The 20,134-nt window shown below is 35.6% G+C and carries 17 protein-coding genes; 9 read left to right on the top strand and 8 right to left on the bottom strand.

Annotated features, from left to right (window positions below):
- Nucleotides 1-2: 2 nt before the first annotated feature.
- From ACK4R1_RS05185 to ACK4R1_RS05195, 3 genes are all read left to right on the top strand, one after another.
- Nucleotides 3-344: a heavy-metal-associated domain-containing protein gene (locus ACK4R1_RS05185; protein WP_409684378.1), complete on the top strand. Its 342-nt coding sequence runs from the start codon at nt 3-5 to the stop codon at nt 342-344.
- A gap of 65 nt (nt 345-409) precedes the next feature.
- A complete protein-coding gene (locus ACK4R1_RS05190) occupies nt 410-1,138 on the top strand; it encodes a DUF2490 domain-containing protein (RefSeq protein ID WP_409684380.1) in 729 nt (242 codons plus the stop codon).
- A gap of 82 nt (nt 1,139-1,220) precedes the next feature.
- The gene (locus ACK4R1_RS05195) at nt 1,221-1,913 is read left to right on the top strand and encodes a DedA family protein (protein ID WP_409684382.1); all 693 of its coding nucleotides are present in this window, start codon (nt 1,221-1,223) and stop codon (nt 1,911-1,913) included.
- A 15-nt stretch (nt 1,914-1,928) separates the two neighbouring features.
- Here ACK4R1_RS05195 and ACK4R1_RS05200 read toward each other — a convergent pair whose 3' ends face one another.
- From ACK4R1_RS05200 to miaB, 8 genes are all read right to left on the bottom strand, one after another.
- Nucleotides 1,929-4,295: a hypothetical protein gene (locus ACK4R1_RS05200; RefSeq protein ID WP_409684384.1), complete on the bottom strand. Its 2,367-nt coding sequence runs from the start codon at nt 4,293-4,295 to the stop codon at nt 1,929-1,931.
- Between the two features lie 127 nt (nt 4,296-4,422).
- Nucleotides 4,423-6,054 carry a chaperonin GroEL gene (groL, locus tag ACK4R1_RS05205; protein WP_409684386.1) on the bottom strand — a complete coding sequence of 544 codons (1,632 nt, stop codon included), beginning with the start codon at nt 6,052-6,054 and terminating at the stop codon, nt 4,423-4,425.
- Between the two features lie 52 nt (nt 6,055-6,106).
- Entirely contained in the window at nt 6,107-6,382 is a 276-nt protein-coding gene (gene groES, locus ACK4R1_RS05210; protein ID WP_121311772.1) for a co-chaperone GroES, read from the bottom strand.
- A 134-nt stretch (nt 6,383-6,516) separates the two neighbouring features.
- The gene (gene secG, locus ACK4R1_RS05215; RefSeq protein ID WP_409684388.1) at nt 6,517-6,846 is read right to left on the bottom strand and encodes a preprotein translocase subunit SecG; all 330 of its coding nucleotides are present in this window, start codon (nt 6,844-6,846) and stop codon (nt 6,517-6,519) included.
- Between the two features lie 12 nt (nt 6,847-6,858).
- The gene (locus ACK4R1_RS05220; RefSeq protein WP_409684390.1) at nt 6,859-7,683 is read right to left on the bottom strand and encodes a tetratricopeptide repeat protein; all 825 of its coding nucleotides are present in this window, start codon (nt 7,681-7,683) and stop codon (nt 6,859-6,861) included.
- A 90-nt stretch (nt 7,684-7,773) separates the two neighbouring features.
- On the bottom strand, nt 7,774-8,277 hold the full coding sequence (locus ACK4R1_RS05225; protein WP_409684392.1) for an LptE family protein: 504 nt from the start codon (nt 8,275-8,277) through the stop codon (nt 7,774-7,776).
- A 45-nt stretch (nt 8,278-8,322) separates the two neighbouring features.
- Nucleotides 8,323-9,585, bottom strand: a complete 1,263-nt coding sequence (locus ACK4R1_RS05230) for a sigma-54 interaction domain-containing protein (RefSeq protein WP_409684394.1) — start codon at nt 9,583-9,585, stop codon at nt 8,323-8,325.
- A gap of 80 nt (nt 9,586-9,665) precedes the next feature.
- Nucleotides 9,666-11,117 (bottom strand): tRNA (N6-isopentenyl adenosine(37)-C2)-methylthiotransferase MiaB, encoded by a 1,452-nt coding sequence (gene miaB / locus ACK4R1_RS05235; RefSeq protein ID WP_409684396.1) that lies wholly within the window; start codon nt 11,115-11,117, stop codon nt 9,666-9,668.
- A 335-nt stretch (nt 11,118-11,452) separates the two neighbouring features.
- Here miaB and topA point away from each other — a divergent pair, with 335 nt between their 5' ends.
- From topA to gldN, 6 genes are all read left to right on the top strand, one after another.
- Complete coding sequence (gene topA, locus ACK4R1_RS05240; protein WP_409684398.1) at nt 11,453-13,969, top strand: type I DNA topoisomerase; 2,517 nt, start codon at nt 11,453-11,455, stop codon at nt 13,967-13,969.
- Nucleotides 13,970-13,972: 3 nt separating this feature from the next.
- Complete coding sequence (locus ACK4R1_RS05245; protein WP_409684400.1) at nt 13,973-15,124, top strand: formimidoylglutamase; 1,152 nt, start codon at nt 13,973-13,975, stop codon at nt 15,122-15,124.
- Nucleotides 15,125-15,394: 270 nt separating this feature from the next.
- On the top strand, nt 15,395-16,807 hold the full coding sequence (gene gldK, locus ACK4R1_RS05250) for a gliding motility lipoprotein GldK (protein WP_409684402.1): 1,413 nt from the start codon (nt 15,395-15,397) through the stop codon (nt 16,805-16,807).
- 53 nt (nt 16,808-16,860) lie between these two features.
- A complete protein-coding gene (gldL, locus tag ACK4R1_RS05255) occupies nt 16,861-17,493 on the top strand; it encodes a gliding motility protein GldL (RefSeq protein ID WP_409684404.1) in 633 nt (210 codons plus the stop codon).
- A gap of 51 nt (nt 17,494-17,544) precedes the next feature.
- Nucleotides 17,545-19,086, top strand: a complete 1,542-nt coding sequence (gldM, locus tag ACK4R1_RS05260) for a gliding motility protein GldM (protein WP_409684406.1) — start codon at nt 17,545-17,547, stop codon at nt 19,084-19,086.
- A 48-nt stretch (nt 19,087-19,134) separates the two neighbouring features.
- Entirely contained in the window at nt 19,135-20,112 is a 978-nt protein-coding gene (gldN, locus tag ACK4R1_RS05265; RefSeq protein ID WP_409684408.1) for a gliding motility protein GldN, read from the top strand.
- Nucleotides 20,113-20,134: the final 22 nt, after the last annotated feature.

Consider the following 20,134-nt stretch of genomic DNA (forward strand, 5'->3'; position numbering starts at 1 on the left):
CTATGAAAAATATAGTTTTAGGAATGATGTTGCTTTTTGTAGCATTTACAACACAAGCTCAAGATAAAAAGAGTAAAAATGCCAAATACAATATTGAAGTCAACGGCAATTGTGAAATGTGTAAAAAGCGAATAGAAAAAGCCGCTTTTTCAGTTTCGGGAGTGAAAAGTGCCGAATGGCATATTGATGATCATATGTTGCATTTGATTATCAATGAAGAAAAATGTTCGGTAACAGACGTTAAAAAGGCTATTGCTAAAGTAGGACACGATTCAGAGGATGTCAAAGCAACCGAAGAAGATTATCAAAAACTTCACGGTTGTTGTCTTTACGAAAGAAAATAAATTTTAAAACTCCTTAACTTTTTAAGGAGTTTTTTTATTGCTATTTTTACCAAAAAATAATCGTTTTGAGAATAATACTCGTTTTTATCTGCCTCACTTTCTTTTCTGCTGGATTTTCTCAACAAACCAAACAAGACCAAAGAGTTTGGTTCGCTTATACCGGTCAATATAAAGTTTCAGATCATTGGGGTTTTCATTTGGAAGCACAATTCAGGATGGACAACCAATTGGAACAAAACCAGCAAAATTTATTCAGGTTAGGAGCAATCTATTATCTTTCCGGATCAAAGAATATATCGGGAGGTTATGCTTTAGTGAATACTTTTAGTGCTTCAGCAGATGATTTTTTTAAAGAGAATCGCATTTGGGAACAATACCAAGTTAACAAAAAATGGAGCAATGGGAAAAATACTTTTTTACATCGATTCCGATTGGAACAGCGTTGGGTTGAAAAGATCGGTTTAATAAACGATGATGTGGTTTCTTTTGGGAGCAATTACCAAAATCGATTGCGTTATTTGAATCGAAATTTGTTTCGTTTGGTAAGTTTAAAATCCAATCAAGAAGAAATTTATGTTGTTTTGCAAAGTGAAGTTTTCTTAAACTTGGGCAATAATGAGGTTAACAATAAGTTCTTTGACCAAAATCGCTTTTTAATCGGACTTGGTTTTAACCATAATAACAATACAAGATTTGAAATGGGTTATCTAAATCACTATATAACTTCTTCATCTTCAAACAACACAATCAATCATACCGTGTCGGTTTCTTTGATTCAAAATCTAGTGTTGTAAAAACCTTAAAGTTGACTATTATCCCAAAAAAAAGCACTAATTTCACGCTCGAATTTTTTACCCATTTTTAATTTTATAATCCATGAGTGATTTTGATTGGATGCAATTATTGAACCCTGAGTTTTACATAACCATGACAGTTGGTGGTGTAAAAATTGGGCTTTGGATTGTATTGTTTATTGTATTTGCCGAAACCGGTTTGTTTGCAGGTTTCTTTTTACCCGGAGACAGTTTATTGTTTTTGGCCGGAATTTACAGCCGTAGTTTAGTAGAGAATTTTACTTTCATCGAAAGTGATTTGATTAATGTGACTTTATTAGCACTTTTGGTAGCTGTTGCCGGAATTTTAGGGAATATGATTGGCTATTGGTTTGGTTCCAAAAGCGGTTACTATCTCTATAAAAAAGAAGACAGTTTTTTTTGGAAGAAAAAGTACTTAATTCAATCTAAAGATTTTTTTGAAAGATATGGAGGAAAAGCTATTATCTTCGCCCGTTTTTTACCTGTTGTTAGAACTTTTGCGCCAATTGTAGCCGGAATTGTAACGATGGATAAAAAGAAATTTATGTTTTATAACATACTAAGTTCATTCTTGTGGTCATTTATCTTAATCTTCGCCGGACACTATTTATATGGTCTGTTTTTAGAGAAATTTGAGATCGATTTAAAACATCATATTGAGAAAATCATAATCATTATTATTTTAGTTTCAACTTTACCGGTAGTGCTTAAAATGATTAAAAAGCATCCAAAAGAAGAAGAAACGGAAAACTAAATTTGTTGGTTTAAACTAATCAATCGAGATATTGAATTCTTTATTGATTAGTTTACCATCAATAGTAAATCCCTGAATCACGATTTTGTATTTTTTGATGTTTGCGTCTAGAAATTCAAAAACAAAATTTCCTTTTTCGTCAGTTAAGATGGTTTGACACCAATCTACAATGCCGTAATTTTCAAATCCTTTATTGGTAAAGCTTAGATAATCATTATTGACAAAGCTCGAATTGCGTTCAAATCCTTGTTTAATCATAAACGAAGTTGACTTTACCGTTGATTTTGTGATGAAGTTTTTTCTTCTGTAAATTTTGATAATTCCTTGTTTGTTTCTCGTAGAAGGAACAATTGCTGTTGAACTGATGTAGATTTCATCAATATCGGTCATGTCTAACATGTCGAGTTCGGCAAATGAAAATAAAACCCTGTCGTCAAGATATACTTCAGGTGTAGTTGCAGCACCTAATAAGGTAGAATTTTGTCTTCCGGTTATAGAAACTTCTCCCATCGATGTTCGGTTTACATTGAATCCGTTTTGTTCTATGAATCCGAGTAAACTGGAAGTGTCATTCTCCGGTATTTTATAACCTCTTAAATGAGCATTTCCATATTTATTTTCATTAACTAAAGTCTTTTTTGGATTGGTCTTAAGTACCACTTCATTTAAATTGATTATTTCTCCGTTGAATTTGGGTAGGTCGAACGAGGTGTCATAAGTATAAAATTGAGGTTTTGGACAATCACTAAAGGGAACCAAAAAAGGTTTTTTAAAGGGTTTGTTTCTGTTTAAAACTTGAGTAGCAAATTTTGTTGAAATCACATTTAGTTCAGGAGATTTTAATAAGGCCAAATCAACAACGGTAGAGTCAGCGACTGCTATGTTCTCAAATTGATATTCGTTTTTCTTATTCAAATCTGATAAAACTAAAATTAAATCTAAAGCGGAATACAACCTAACTTTATAGTCTTCTTGGTTTTTCAATTCCTGATTCACGGTTCCTTTTATGGTTAAGCCAATGTCGAAAGTGTAATTTGATTTAGGAGGATTTGAGACAATATTTCTCCAGTTATATTTTGGTTTTTTTTGATTGAGTAAAACCAAATCCAATTCATAGTACTTTTTTCTGTTAGGTTCTGCAAAATAGTAGTTAGTATTGGAGAAATTTTCAGTGATATACGGACTAATGGTTGAAGCATAGATAAAATTGTTTTCAATATCATGGGCTTTGGTTTCTTCCGGTAGGATAGAAATACTCAAGTTAGCATCAGCATAGTCTGAATAACCAACCATTTTTATTTTACCGTCTTTCTTAAAGTTAGTCATAACGTTTATGGGTTTGACTTCTTTTTGAGGAATATAGATCACTCTTTCGCACCATTGCTTCAAATCACTGTCTATTATTCTAATGGTATTAATTCCTTCCGATAAATATTTATTGGCAATTGAAATAGTTTGTTCGAGATGGTCAATGCCTACTTTTAGTGGTGTGATGTTTTTTTTATCATCTTGATGAACAATAACATGTAGTGATTTGTCTTTTAATAAAGGAATGGTTTCTATATTGGTTTTCACTTTAATAATGACTTGATCGGCAAAAGAAAAATTATTCACTTCAAGAGAAATTCCTGTTTCTGAAGCTAACGGCAATAGGGTTTCAACTTTCAAACTACTTGATTGTAAAACCGCTTTTATCGGACTGTTTGATGGAATGATTTCAAATTTTCCAAATCCAAAAGGATTCAATTTTATAGTTTGTAAAACATTGTTCATTTCGTCCTGAATTTCTATACTTGCTTTGTCAAAAGTATTTCCAAAACAGTCGGCTAATTTTACGCCAACAATATTGCTTACGCCTTTAATGTAGCTACCGCCTTCCGGATTTAAAGATATAGCCAGAGTTTCCGTTGGGTTGGTGTTTGTTACAATAGCACCTTCGGTCGGATTGATTATTTTTACTTTTTGAATTGTTGATTCGCTTTCCAAAAAGTTGTTCATCCAATTGGTATAAACTTGAATGTAATAATCGCCTGAGTGAAGATTTTTATCAAGTTCAAACTTTCCTGTAAAGGTTCCGTTATTGGCAAAAAGTAATTTTTCAAACAATTTGTTGCCTTTGTCATCATACAAAAGAGCAAAAACATTGGTCGTGTTAAAAAAAGGTTGATTAGTTTTTCTATTGACTACATATCCTTTGAACCAAATTTTTTCGTTGGATAAGAAAGTCGTTTTGTTCAGATGAAGATGGATGTTTTCTCTTTCCAAAAAAAAGTAATCATCAATAGCAGTTGCAATTGTAGAAACATTTTTATCGTTTGCTTCTTGACTTTGAAGAATAGTTGAGAGGAATAAAATGATTATCAGGGGCAAGCTTTTATGCATTTCCAATGGATTAGAGTTTTCACTCTCAAAAATATAAAAGTTTATTTACAAAACGAATAAAAAAACGCCCCGAAATTTCGAGACGTTTTTGGTAAATAATATTTGTTGAAGATAAACTCCGAGATTTTTACATCATTCCCGGCATTCCTCCGCCCATTGGCATTCCACCACCGGCATTTTCTTCTTTGATTTCTACTAAAGCACATTCGGTTGTTAAAATCATTCCGGCAACTGAAGCAGCATTTTCTAAAGCTACACGAGTTACTTTTTTAGGATCGATGATTCCGGCTTTTAACATGTCAACGTATTCGTCAGTCTTGGCGTTGTAACCAAAATTAGCTTTGCCTTCAGAAACTTTTGCCACTACAACAGAACCTTCCAAACCGGCATTTTCAACAATAGTTCTCAATGGAGATTCTACAGCGCGCGATACAATTTGGATTCCGGTTGCTTCGTCAGCATTATCAGCTTTTAAATCGGCTAAAACACTTTTAGCTCTCAAAAGTGCAACACCGCCACCGGCAACGATTCCTTCTTCTACAGCGGCACGAGTAGCGTGTAATGCATCGTCAACACGGTCTTTTTTCTCTTTCATTTCTACTTCAGAAGCAGCGCCAACGTAAAGAACAGCAACACCACCGGCCAATTTAGCCAAACGTTCTTGCAGTTTTTCTTTATCGTAGTCAGAAGTAGTAGTTTCCATTTGGGCTTTGATTTGGTTGACACGATTTTTAATCATGTCGGCTTCACCAGCGCCGTTTACAATGGTTGTATTGTCTTTGTCAATGGTTACTTTTTCAGCAGTTCCCAACATTTCTAAAGTTGTATTTTCTAAAGTATAACCGCTTTCTTCAGCGATTACCGTTCCTCCGGTTAAGATGGCGATGTCTTCCAACATTGCTTTTCTTCTGTCACCGAATCCAGGCGCTTTTACGGCGGCAATTTTCAAGGCACCACGCAATTTGTTTACTACTAAAGTAGATAGAGCTTCTCCGTCAACATCTTCTGCAATAATCAATAACGGTTTTCCTGATTGTGCTACCGGTTCTAATATTGGTAATAATTCTTTTAAGGAAGATACTTTTTTGTCGTATAAAAGAATGTAAGGTCTTTCTAATTCAACCTCCATTTTTTCGGGATTGGTCACAAAATACGGAGACAAATAACCTCTGTCGAATTGCATTCCTTCAACCACGTCAACGTAAGTGTCAGTTCCTTTAGCTTCTTCTACAGTGATTACACCTTCTTTGCCTACTTTTCCAAAAGCAGTAGCGATTAATTCGCCAATAACTTCATCATTATTTGCTGAAATAGAGGCGATTTGTTTGATTTTTTCAGAATCACTTCCAACTACTTTGGCTTGTTTACCAAGATCTGTTACGATAGCTTCAACGGCTTTGTCGATGCCTCGTTTTAAGTCCATCGGATTGGCTCCAGCGGCAACGTTTTTCAAACCTTCTTTTACGATGGCTTGCGCTAAAACCGTTGCTGTTGTAGTTCCGTCTCCGGCTAAATCATTGGTTTTAGAAGCTACTTCTTTCACCATTTGAGCACCCATATTTTCTAATGGGTCTTTCAATTCAATTTCTTTGGCTACGGTAACACCGTCTTTAGTAACGTTTGGTCCGCCAAATGATTTTCCAATAATTACATTTCTTCCTTTAGGACCTAAAGTCACTTTAACTGCATTCGCTAAGGCATCAACACCACGTTTTAAACCGTCGCGAGCTTCAATGTCGAATTTTATATCTTTTGCCATTTTGTTTTTTGTTTATAGTCTTAATATTTAATACTCAAATCTTATTACTTCATTAGATAATCGCAAGGATATCGTCCTCACGCATGATTAAATAATCTTTGCCATCGAACTTTAAATCGGTTCCGGCATACTTTCCATATAAAACAGTATCGCCAACTTTAACGGTTAAAGGCTCATCTTTTTTTCCGTTTCCTACGGCTACTACTTTACCTTTTTGTGGTTTTTCTTTAGCAGTGTCCGGGATAATTATTCCTGAAGCAGTTTGCGTTTCAGCTGCAGCAGGTTCTACAATCACTCTGTCTGAAAGAGGTTTAATATTTAATGCCATAATGATAAATTATTTGTGTTATTGAACTGTTGCGTTGGTTTTCAGAAATTGTGCCAACCCCTTAAAACTGTCATTTTTTCCTAAAAAAAATGCCAGCATGTCAGCGCTGGCATTAAGATAAAGAGATGTCTTTATTATTTTTTTTCTTCAGCCGGTTTTGCCGGAGTATTTGCCGCAGGAGCAGCTGTTTTTGGAGCAATTTCTGTTTGGTCAATTACTTTTGAATCTGATTGTCCAACCATGCTTGGGAAACTGATGCTTGATAATAAAATCAAAACAATTAAAGCTCCTGCCAAAAACCAAGTACTTTTATCCAAAAAGTCAGTAGTTTTTTGAACACCGCCCAACATTTGAGATCCGCCTAAAGAAGAAGATAAACCGCCACCTTTAGGATTTTGTACCATTACAGCGATGATTAATAAGAAACAAACTAAAGTTATTGCTGCTAAAAAAATAGTAAACATGATATATTGTAATTAATTGTTATTCTGTTGTAAAATTTTTATATCCGAAATTCGGTTTGCAAAGAAACTACTTTTTTCCGGATATTTCAAAATTAATATTTCATAAGCTTGAATTGCTTTCGCATATTTTTTTTGTTCCAAATAAACTCTGGCTAATGTTTCAGTCATTAAGTATGATGTTTCCTCCGCAATCGGTTCTATTATTGGTGCAACGGCGTCTTTAGCTATTGGAGTAATTTTCGGATTGTTTTCGATAAACTTATCGATTAATTCCAATTTCTTCTTTTTTTCTTCATCAGCAGGAGAAATGATTTTTGAAGTTTCTTCTCTGATGATTGGTTTTAATCTGGATAATTGTAACCATTCTTGAAAGGAGTGCTTTTCGTCCTTAGAAAATTCCAAGGGTTTACCAATCGCTAATTTTTCTTCGGCTTTTTGTTCATCTGATGGTGATGCTTCTTTGATAGAAGTCAGAATTGATTGTTCCAATGGGTCAATTGGCAGCGGTTTATAGTCTACAATTACTTCTTCAATGCCAACCACATTCATGTTCATTAATTCTTCCAGTTTCTTTTCATACAAACCTTTTTGTACCGAAACAAAAGAATCCGAAGTGATAAAATCGAATAAAACACTTCTGTCTGTTGTATAAGCTGCTGAAACTTTCAGTGCATAATTATAATTGAAACTGTCCTGATTGTACAAATGCTTTAACTTCAAAACACGAGCACTTTGAAAATACGGGAAAGCGCTCAGCACATTGTCTAAGGTTTCCGCATACCTATCGTTGATAGCTTCGGGTTTGTTGAGTAAATAAGTATAATCAGTTAAATTCAAAGTGTTCAGTGTTCAGTGTTCAGTGTTCAGTTTAAAATTGGTTAAAGTTATAAAAACTGCCAACGGTTACTGAATACTGCCAACTATTTTTTACCATTTGGCAAGTGACTCGTTAAAAATATCTTGGGTAATCCTTTCAAATATTACGTCTAGAGCGGTTGTTAATTGTGAACCAACTAATTGGCTTTGGCCGCTATAATCATAGAAAAAAGAAAATCTTTTCTCGAAGTTATCCGCTTCTTTGTTTTTGTTGGTAAAACGAACCATAACCGCTATCGTTAATCTGCTTTCCGCTGCTTTTTGGTCGGCTGTTGCTGTCATTGGGGTGATTCTGTAATCGACAATTTCTCCTTCGTACATCAAATCGCCATTGGAATTGACCAGATTCAGATTGGTTTGATTTTGAATTAAATCCTGTAGCTTTCTGGTAAAACTTAAATCAATGCCGGGTTCAACCAATTCAGAAGCATTCTGAAAATAGTTTACTTGGAACGTTTTGGCGTCAATTTTTCCTGTTCCGGTAAAATTGTATACTGAACAACTGTTGATGCTAAAAGCAATTAGTAAAAGCAAAATGTATTTTGTGTTTTTCATAGAAGCTTCAAAGATATATTTTTCAATTGTTAATTATCAATTGAGTTACAAATCAAACTGTTTTATTTTTCGATACAGTGTTCTTTCTGAAATGCCTAATTCATCAGCCGCCGCTTTGCGTTTGCCTTTGTGGCGTTCCAAAGATTTTTTGATGAGCTCAATTTCTTTTTGTTCTAATTTTAAAACTTCTTCCTCTTCAACGGTTTCGGCGTCTAAGTAATTTTGGTCGTCTTCTTCCTCAAATTCTTCTTGATGCGCTTGACTTTGTGTTGGAATTACATTGACTCTCGGTGTTTCTTCAAAAGAAATTTCGCTTTCAGTTTCTTTGGAACCATAGACTTTTTGAATCAAACTCGGATTGATATCTTGCACTTTCGCACCGTTTTTCATCAATTCCAAAGTTAGTTTCTTTAAGTCATTCAAGTCACTTTTCATATCAAAAAGCACTTTGTATAAAATATCTCTTTCGGTAGCAAAATCGCTGTCTGATTTCTTTCCGCCAACCACTGATGGTAATGTACTGCCTTCAGTTGGAAGATATGATTGTAAAGTCGCCAATGAAATGTCGCGATTGGTTTCCAAAACCGAAATTTGCTCTGCCACATTGCGCAATTGACGGATATTGCCACTCCAACGGTATTTTTGTAAAAATTGAACCGCGTCGTCGCTCAATCTAATTGGTGGCATTTTGTATTTGTGAGCAAAATCGGCAGCGAATTTTCTAAACAACAAATGAATATCGTCTTTTCGGTCACGCAATGGCGGCAACGGAATATCAACGGTACTTAATCTGTAATACAAATCCTCACGGAATTTTCCTTTTTCAATGGCGTCAAACATATTCACATTCGTCGCCGCTACAATTCTGACATTGGTTTTTTGTACTTGCGAGGAACCGACTTTAATAAATTCTCCATTTTCCAAAACACGCAATAAACGAACTTGTGTTGTCAATGGCAATTCGCCTACTTCATCCAAGAAAATGGTTCCGCCATCAGCTACTTCAAAATAACCTTCACGGGTATTGGTGGCACCGGTAAAAGCGCCTTTTTCGTGTCCGAATAATTCACTGTCAATGGTTCCTTCGGGAATAGCACCGCAGTTTACCGCAATGTATTTGCCGTGTTTTCTATGCGAAAGCGAATGGATAATTCTAGGAATACTCTCTTTACCAACACCACTTTCACCCACAACCAATACCGAAATATCTGTTGGAGCCACCTGAATTGCTTTTTCAATGGCGCGATTGAGCTTCGGGTCGTTCCCGATAATCTCAAAGCGTTGTTTTATGTTTTGAACGGTTTCCATTTTTTTTGTTTCAAGTTTCAAGTTTCAGGTTTAATGCTCCAAACTAACTTGAAACTTTTAAACATGAAACTTGAAACAATTTAATTTTGCATTTCGCTGTAACCAACCGCTTCTCCAATTAAAGTAGCAGTCGTGCAATCGCTTATTTTAACCATTACGAAATCACCGACTTTATAATCGCCTTTCGGGAAAACAGTCACTACATTTTCAGAGTTTCTGCCGCTCCAATGTTTATCGGATTTTTTCGATTCTTTTTCAATCAAAATTTCAACGGTTTGACCCAAGAAACGTTTGGTTCTCTTTTCACTTAATATTTGTTGTAAGTCTACAATCTCTTGCAAACGTCTTTTCTTTACTTCTTCCGGAACATCGTCTTCCATCTTTCTGGCGGCCAAAGTGCCCGGTCTTTCAGAATAAGCAAACATATAACCAAAGTCATATTCCACATATTCCATCAAAGTCAAGGTATCTTTATGGTCTTCCTCAGTTTCGGTTGGGAAACCGGCAATCATATCTTGTGAAATCGAACAATTCGGAATAATGCGTTTGATTTTGTCAATCAGTTCCATGTATTCTTCACGGGTGTGTTGGCGGTTCATTTCTTTCAAAATTCGCGTGCTTCCGCTTTGTACCGGTAAGTGAATATAGTTACAAACGTTGTCATATTTGGCAATCACATGCAATACTTCTTCGTGCATGTCTTGCGGATTTGAAGTCGAAAAACGGAAACGCATTTTAGGGAAAGCAATGGCGCATTGCTCTAAAAGTTGTGCAAAATCTGTCGCTGTGGCTTTTTGCATTTCGGTGGCTTTGTCGAAATCTTTTTTCAAACCGCCGCCATACCAAAGATAACTGTCGACATTTTGGCCTAAAAGACAAACTTCTTTAAAACCTCTGTCCCATAAATCCTGAATTTCAGCCATAATACTTTGCGGTTCACGGCTACGCTCACGACCACGAGTAAAAGGTACAACGCAAAACGTACACATATTGTCGCAGCCACGGGTAATCGAAACAAAAGCATTCACCCCATTGCTGTTCAAACGTACCGGAGAAACATCGCCATAAGTTTCATCTTTAGAAAGGATAACATTTATCGCATCGCGACCTTCTTCTACTTCTTTTAACAAATTCGGTAAATCCTTGTAAGCATCAGGTCCAACGACCATGTCCACGATTTTTTCTTCTTCGAGGAACTGACTTTTCAAACGCTCAGCCATACAACCCAAAACACCCACTTTCATCCCCGGATTAATGCTGCGTTTTACCGCATTGTATTTCTCCAAACGCTTGCGTACGGTTTGTTCTGCTTTGTCTCGGATAGAACAAGTGTTGACTAAGACCAAGTCGGCTTCTTCCAATTTCTGAGTAGTATTATAACCTTGTTCGGTCAAAATAGACGCCACAATTTCACTGTCCGAAAAATTCATCGCACAGCCATAGCTTTCTATAAATAGTTTTTTAGTATTGCCTTCTTTTTGTTCTAAAACCAAGCTGGTGCCTTGTTTTTTCTCTTCTATTTCCTTTTCCATATCTAATGTTTCGCTTTCGGGAGAGCAAAGATAATACTAAATTATAAAATATGACAAGATGGCAGAGATGGTTTAACAAAAGTTTTGGAGCGAGTGGTTTGGGTGTGCTTGTAATCCGTGTTCCCGCTTTCCACTCTGCAAGGCGCCGTTGCAATCGGGGCTAATGAGTTGGCGTCTTTTGTGTTGGGATTTTTTCTTTTTAAATAATGCTTCAAATGGGTGTAATATATTAAGGTATAAATGAATCTTTTTTAGAGTCAATCATCGTTAAAAAATCACACTAAATCGGTTTTTTAAAAAAAACGTTTACTTTTGTCCGCATAAACAATCGGGATATGGCAAAGAATTTAGTTATCGTGGAGTCGCCGGCAAAGGCAAAAACAATCGAAAAATTTCTGGGTAGTGATTACCAAGTAGAGTCGAGTTACGGGCACATTGCCGACTTGCCTTCCAAAGAAATTGGAGTAGATGTCTTGAATGGTTTTAAACCCAAATACGAAGTCTCTTCCGATAAAAAAGCTTTGGTCACTAAATTAAAAGGATTAGCCAAAAACGCCGAAATGGTTTGGTTGGCCTCCGATGAGGACCGCGAAGGAGAAGCCATTTCTTGGCACTTGGCGGAAGAATTAAAATTAGACAAAAACAAAACCAAAAGAATTGTTTTCCACGAAATCACTAAAACCGCTATTCAAAAAGCCATCGAAAATCCACGCGGAATCGATTACAACTTAGTTAACGCCCAACAAGCTCGAAGAGTTTTAGACCGATTGGTAGGTTACGAGCTTTCACCAGTTTTATGGAAAAAAGTAAAAGGCGGTTTGTCTGCCGGTCGTGTACAATCGGTATCGGTTAGATTAATTGTAGAACGTGAAAGAGAAATACAAGAATTCAAAGCCGTAGCTTCATATTCCGTCACCGCAGAATTTATCAACGAAGCCGGAAAAGTAGTCAAAGCCAAATTGCCGAAAAACTTCGCTACCAAAAAAGAAGCCGAAGACTTTTTGCAAAAAAACATCGGTTCCACTTATAAAGTAGCCGATTTAGAAACCAAACCAACCAAAAAATCACCGGCCGCGCCGTTTACAACATCAACGTTGCAACAAGAAGCTGCCCGAAAATTATATTTGCCGGTAGGTATCACCATGCAAATCGCCCAACGTTTATACGAAGCCGGACTCATCACATACATGAGAACTGATAGTGTAAACTTATCACAAGAAGCACAAGCTGCAGCACAAGCGGAAATTACCAGTTATTACGGAGCAGAATTCAGCAAACCGAGAAATTTCAATACCAAATCAAAAGGTGCACAAGAAGCCCACGAAGCAATTCGTCCAACGGATATGTCGCGTCACACGGTGAATGTAGAAAGGGATCAAGCGCGTTTATATGAACTGATTTGGAAAAGAACTTTAGCTTCACAAATGAGCGATGCTGAATTGGAAAGAACCAACGTTAAAATTGAAGCCAATAATCATTCAGAAGTTTTCCAGGCCACAGGAGAAGTGATCAAGTTTGAAGGTTTCTTAAAAGTGTATTTAGAAGGAAGTGATGACGACGATGAAGAGCAAGAAGGCATGTTGCCGGCTTTGAAAGTCAATGAGAAATTGGCTAACAACAATATCACGGCAACCGAAAGATATACGCGTCCGGCATCAAGATATACCGAAGCTTCTTTGGTTAAGAAGTTAGAAGAATTGGGAATAGGTCGTCCATCGACTTATGCACCGACGATTTCTACCATTATCAATAGAAACTATGTTGAAAAAGGAAACTTAGACGGCGTAGAAAGAAAATATGTTCAGCTTACTTTAAAAGATAGTAAGGTTGACGAAAAGATTTTAAAAGAAAACACCGGTTCCGATAAAGGTAAATTGGTGCCTACAGATATCGGAACAATTGTAAATGACTTCTTGGTTAAAAACTTTGCAGCGATTTTAGATTATAATTTCACAGCAAAAGTAGAGCAAGATTTTGACGAAATAGCCGAAGGCAACATCGATTGGGCGAAAATGATGCAGGATTTCTACAACAAGTTCCATCCGAATGTAGTAGAAGTAGAAAAAAATGCTGATCGTGAAAGTGGTGAAAGAATATTGGGTACGGATCCAAAAACAGGTAAGCCGGTTTCGGTTCGTTTAGGGAAATTTGGTCCGATGGCCCAAATCGGCGATGCTGAAGATGAAGAAAAACAATTCGCAAGTTTGCGTCAAGAGCAAAATATTGGCAACATTACTTTAGAAGAAGCGTTGAATTTATTCTTGTTGCCAAAAAACCTTGGCGAATACAAAGGCGAAGAAGTAGAAGTGAGCAATGGTCGTTTCGGACCGTATGTTCGTTTCGGAAAGCAATTCATTTCGTTGCCAAGAGGCGAAGATCCATTAGATGTAACTATGGAGCGCGCTAAAGAATTGATTGATGATAAAGCCAAAGCCGATGCACCAATCGCAGTTTACAAAGATATGGACGTTCAAAAAGGCGTAGGTCGTTTTGGACCATTCTTAAAATGGAACGGCATCTTTATCAATGTCAATAAAAAATACAACTTCGATAATTTATCACAATCAGATGTGGCTGAATTAATTGAAGAAAAACTGCAAAAAGACATCGACAAAGTAATCCACAACTGGAAGGAAGAAGGTATTTTGGTGGAAAAAGCCCGTTGGGGAAAATCAGTAATCACTAAAGGAAAAATCAAAATTGAATTGAACAAAGATATTGATGCTTCTAAATTGACTTTGGAACAAGTGCAAGAAATGATTGCCAAGAAAACGCCTGAGAAAAAAACAGCTGCAAAAAAACCGGCAGCTAAAAAAGCTACTACAAAAAAAACACCTGCTAAAAAGAAATAAGCTATGGAATTCGATTTTCTGTCTCCGATTGATCATGAGATTATGCAATTTATAAACGGATTGTCTTCTCAACACTTGGGAAGTAAAGTCGCGTTTCATACAGATAAAGATTTTCCCGATACCGATAAAGTAAAGATTGCCATTATTGGTGTTTTAGAAAACCGCGGCGATTTAAAAGCTTTTGAGGAAGTTAATCTAAATGCCATTCGCAAAGAATTATATAGTTTGTTTCCGGGGAATTGGCAAAGTTCAATTGCCGATTTAGGCGATATCCTTCCTGGAAATTCATTAGAAGACACTTTTTTTGCCTTACAGAAAGTTTGTGCTAAATTGATTCGAAAAGGAGTCATTCCAATGATAATTGGCGGAACTCAAGATTTGACTTATCCTTTATATAGAGCTTATGATAGTTTAGAACAAATGGTCAATTTGGTTTCTATAGACAGTAAGTTTGATATTGGTAAACAAGAGGAAGGAATCACTTCAAACTCTTATTTGTCAAAAATAATTTTAGACGAGCCTAATAATCTTTTTAACTTTAGTAATATTGGGTACCAAACCTATTATAATTCACAGGAAGAGATTGATTTAGTGGAAAAATTATATTTCGATGCCTACAGATTAGGTGAAATTTCAAATAACATAGCTTTATCCGAACCTGTTTTTAGAGATGCCGATATCGTTTGCGTAGATTTAAATGCTGTAAAGTCCTCAGATTCAGGAAATTTAATTAACTTTACTCCGAACGGATTTGACGGAAAAGAAATTTGTAGTCTGTCAAGATATGCCGGAATTAGTGACAAGGTAAGCTCCTTCGGAATATTTAATCACAATAATAGTAAAGAGGAGTCTGTGCTTATCGCTCAAATGATATGGTATTTTATCGAAGGAGTAAATTATCGTTCTAATGAATATCCATTTGGGACTAAAGACAATTATTTAAAGTATATAGTGCCCTTGGAAAATGAAGAATTGGTTTTTTATAAAAGCAACAAAACAGATCGTTGGTGGATAGAAATAAATTTTTTTTCAGGCCAACACAATAAACTGAAAAAAAACACGTTATTACCTTGTTCGCATGATGAGTATTTGGCTGCTTGCAACCATGAAATACCTGAAAGATGGTGGAAAGCTCAGCGGAAAAACAGCATTTAACAGTTAAATAAAACAGATTATAAATTAAAAAGCACAAAAAATATAATTTATAACTTACAAAAATAGTCAAAAAATGCACTTAAACAGATAAAAAGCGCATTTTATCGATAAAAAGTTTTTTTAATAACTTTTAAAATTCTATTTTTGAAAAGTGAAATTATACATAGAAGGCAAGCATAATAAAATTTAGTATTATTTAATTGCTTTTTTGAAAAATAATAAATAGGTTTACGCCCTTAAAAATAAAACATTCAAATAACCCCAATTTATATGAAGAAGGTCATTGTATTCGCATCAGTTTTAGCTTTATTAACGAGCTGTGGACGATCAAGCGACAAAGGTGAGTTAGTAGGAGTTAAAGGAAAGAAATGGCATCCAGAGAAGCCGTTTGGAATGACTTTGATTCCGGGTGGAGCATACATTATGGGTAAATCCGATGACGATTTAGCTAATGTACAAGACGCCCCAACTAAAACGGTAACTGTTAGAGCATTTTATATGGACGAAACAGAAATCACGAACAGCGAATACCGTCAGTTTGTGGAATGGGTCAAGGATTCTACCATTAGAGTTCGTTTGGCTATTCTTGCAGATGAAGTTGGTCAGACTGCTGGTTCAGGAGGTAAAGGTAAAAATGCCGGAAGTATTGGTGATTTTGCTTTTAACGATGCTGATCCGGCAAAAATGACGCCATACGACAAATACATGTATGAGAATTATTACAGTGTTGGGACTGATGATGATCCTTATGCAGGTAGAAGACTAAACAGAAAAGTGAAGCTAATAAAAGATACCAGCAAATATCCGGATGAGTATTACTCAGAGGTTATGGATACCATGTATTTACCAGTTGCTGAATCTTTTAATGGTTTAAGAACTATTGATGTTAAAAAATTAAAATTCAGATATTCTTGGATGGATATTCAAGCGGCGGCTAAAGCTAAAGTTGGAAAAAGAAGTTCATTTATCAGAACAGAGCAACAAGAAGTTTACCCAGATACAACAGTTTGGATTAAGGATTTTGAATATTCTTATAATGAACCAATGCACAATGATTATTTTTGGCACCAAGCTTACGGAGAATATCCGGTTGTTGGGGTGTCTTGGAAACAAGCTAAAGCATTTTGTGCTTGGAGAACTTTAAACAAAAACGCTTACATTAAATCTAAAAAGAAAAAGAACAGAACAGATTTGATTAACTCTTTCAGATTGCCTACTGAAGCTGAGTGGGAATATGCAGCGAGAGGTGGATTAGAATCAGCAACTTATCCTTGGGGTGGTCCTTATGCAAAAAATGACAGAGGTTGTTTCTTAGCTAACTTCAAACCTAACAGAGGAGATTATGCCGCTGACCAAGCATTGTATACGGTAGAAGCAAAATCATACGAGCCAAACGGATACAATCTATACAACATGTCTGGTAATGTCGCAGAATGGACCGATTCTTCTTATGATGCAGCTGCTTATGAGTATGTTTCTTCAATGAATCCAACAGTACAAGACAACAAAAACATGCGCAAAGTGGTACGTGGCGGATCTTGGAAAGATGTTGCTTACTTCTTACAGGTAGGAACCAGAGATTTTGAATATGCTGATACTGCAAGAAGTTATATCGGTTTCAGAACAGTACAAGATTACATGGGAACTCAAGTGACAAAAAATGGGAAAGCACCTAGAAAATAAATTTTAAACCAACTTAATTATATTTAACTTAACTAACTAAAATTTTTATTATTATGGCATTATTAAGCAAAAAAGCAATGAATTTCGCTTACGGGATGGGAGCGGCGGTTGTAATCATCGGAGCACTATTCAAAATTCAACACTGGACTGGAGCAAGTGAAATGCTTATCATTGGACTTTCGGTTGAAGCATTAATCTTCGGTTTATCAGCTTTTGACCCTGTTGATAATGAATTAGATTGGTCATTAGTTTATCCTGAATTAGCAGGAGGAGAAGCTAAAGAAAGAACCAAAAAAGAAGATCCAAAAGATGCTCAAGGTTTGTTGTCTCAAAAATTAGATAATATGTTGAAAGAAGCTAAAATTGACGGACAGTTAATGGAGAGCTTAGGAAACAGTATCAAAAATTTTGAAGGCGCTGCTAAAGCAATTTCTCCAACTGTTGATTCTGTAGCTTCTACAAAAAAATATGCAGAAGAAATGACTAAAGCTGCCACTCAATTAGAAACTTTGAATGGTTTGTACCAAGTACAATTACAAAGTGCTGAAAGAAATGCAAAAATCAACGACGAAGTTGCTGAAAACAACCTTAAATTAAAAGATCAAATGCAATCGTTAACATCAAACTTATCTACATTGAATAATGTTTACGGTGGTATGTTATCTGCTATGAGTAACAAAGGATAATTAGTTTTTGAACTATATTTTTATTAACAAAACAATAACTAATTAGAAAAAATGGCAGGAGGAAAACTAACCCCTAGACAGAAGATGATTAACCTAATGTACCTGGTTTTCATCGCGATGTTGGCACTAAACATGTCAAAAGAAGTATTGACAGCTTTTGGATTAATGAATGAAAAATTTGAAGGCGTAAATAAATTTTCTCAGGAGTACAATAAAAATCTATTAACTAGTTTAGAACAAAAAGCTGAAGATAATCCTGCTAGTTTTAAAGCTCCTTTGGATAAAGCAAAACAAGTTAAAGTGATTTCAAAACAACTTTATGATTATTTAGGTAGTCTGAAAGACGGAGTTTCGAAAGAATTTGAAAGAGAAAAAGATGGGAAATTGCCCTATGAAGCAATGGACAAAGGTGGTTACATCGATGAAAATTGGTTTGAAGGTGACAGATATTCCAAAAAAGGTGATGAAATAATTGCTAACATTGATAAGTACAAAAAGGATTTAATTGCTGTTTTTGGTACAGATGTTAAATATATTAAGGTAATCGAAAACATTAAGGCTAAATTTAATTTAGACGATGTTAAAGATAAGGAGGGTGTTAAGAAAAAATATTTGTCTTATCACTTTGAAGGTTTTCCTGCAATTGCTTCTATAGCTAAACTTACTAGTATGCAAAATGATGTGGAACAAACTGAGCAAGATATTTATAATGCTTTAATTGGTAACACTATCACTGACATAGCTTCATTTAAAAACTTCCAGGCTATGGTTGTTTTAGAAAAAAATGTATTCTTTGAAGGCGAAACAGTAAAAGGTAAAGTAGTATTAGGCAAATATGATGCTAATACTGTTCCAACAAGTTTTTCTGGACCAGGTAAAATCGAAAACGGGCAAGCTATCATATCGATGACAGCTGGTGGTGTTGGTGAAAAAACCATTAATGGAACTTTTTCATTTATGGAAGACGGAAAACCGGTGCCATTAAAATTCGAAGGTAAATATGTAGTAGTACCGCGCCCAAAAACAGCAAATATTTCAGCTGATAAAATGAATGTTGTATACAGAGGTTTGGAAAACCCTATGACTATTTCATTTGCAGGTATTCCTGATAGTAATGTTAGTGCTTCTGCGCCTGGATTGACAAAATCTTCAGGGAATGGGAAATATAATTTGAATCCTGGATCAGGTACTGAAGTAACTGTTTCCGTAACTGCAAAAATGCCTGATGGGACATCGGCTTCTGATAGAAAAGTATTCAGAATTAAAAACATACCTGCTCCGGCCGGAGCTATTGGACGACAAGTTGGTGTGCTTAAAGGGGCTAAGTCTCGTTTAGAAGTATCTCAAGTTACTGCAGAATTGGAAGATTTCTTGTATGATTTAAAATTTGATGTGACTAGATTTACTTTCAAAGTACCAGGTCAACCTGCAATCATTGTAAATGGAGATAGAGTTAATGCACAATGTAAAGCGGCTCTAATGAGAGCAACTAAGGGCGATCAAGTAACAATTTCTGAAATTAAAACTAAAATAGTTGGTGGTGCAAATGTTATTACCAAAGATGCAGCACCAGTAGTTTACGAAATACAATAATTAGTTTAAGTTGATAGAAAACCTACTTAAATACTTAAATAATAAATCATGAAAATTAAAAATCTTTTATTAATAGCTTTTGCCCTGATATTGAGTTTCAACTCTTTTTCTCAGTCAAATTTATTGAATGCAAAAGTGCCGGATGAGATTGGAAAGAAGACCCCTGCTCAGTTAATTTCTGATAATGACAAACCACTGCCTTATGGTTATGTACATGACAGAGATGTGTTAATGGGTAAAACCATTTGGGAGTTTGTAGATGTTGATGAAAGAATTAATTTTCCATTGTATTACCCTATTGACACTGCATTTGTTGGAAAGGAAAGACGTTCATTGTTTGATGTTTTAATTAAAAACATTAAAAGTGGAAAAATAACAGAAGTGTATTCTGATGATTATTTTAACACCAAGAAAACTTACAAGGACATGGAGTCTTCCTTTAGTTTTGTTGATACAATTCCAGCTGGTAAAGATTACATCAATGACCATTACGATGAATTTTATCCAAAAGCTACAACACAAAGAGTTAAGGTTAACGGTAAGTGGGTAACACAAGAAGTTCCTGCTGCTCCAGCGGCTGTATTGGATCCACAATACATCAACAAAAAAGATCTTGATGCAAGTTATATTTCTGGTTACAAAATCAAAGGGTATTGGTATTTTGACAAGCGTCAAGGTGAGTTGAAATACAGATTATTAGCCCTTTGTCCGGTAACCCCAGAGGCTAGAGATGCCGGGAATGACAATGCTGATGTTATCGATTTATTTTGGGTCTATTTTCCTGCTGTAAGAGATGTTCTTCATGAAGCAAAAGCTTTTAATGATAAGAATTCTGCCATGCCAATTACTTTTGATCACTTGTTGAATTCCCGTAGATTTAACGGGGTGATTTACAAAGAAGAAAATGTATATGGTGACAGAGAAATCCAACAGTACATGAAGGATAATTCTCAAATGCAACTTCTTGAATCAGAACGTATCAAAGAAAAGATTCGTAGTTTCGAGTCTGATATGTGGAATTACTAAGAAAAATTTCTAATTACAATAT

The organism is Flavobacterium sp. (assembly GCF_046293665.1).
Taxonomy (GTDB): domain Bacteria; phylum Bacteroidota; class Bacteroidia; order Flavobacteriales; family Flavobacteriaceae; genus Flavobacterium.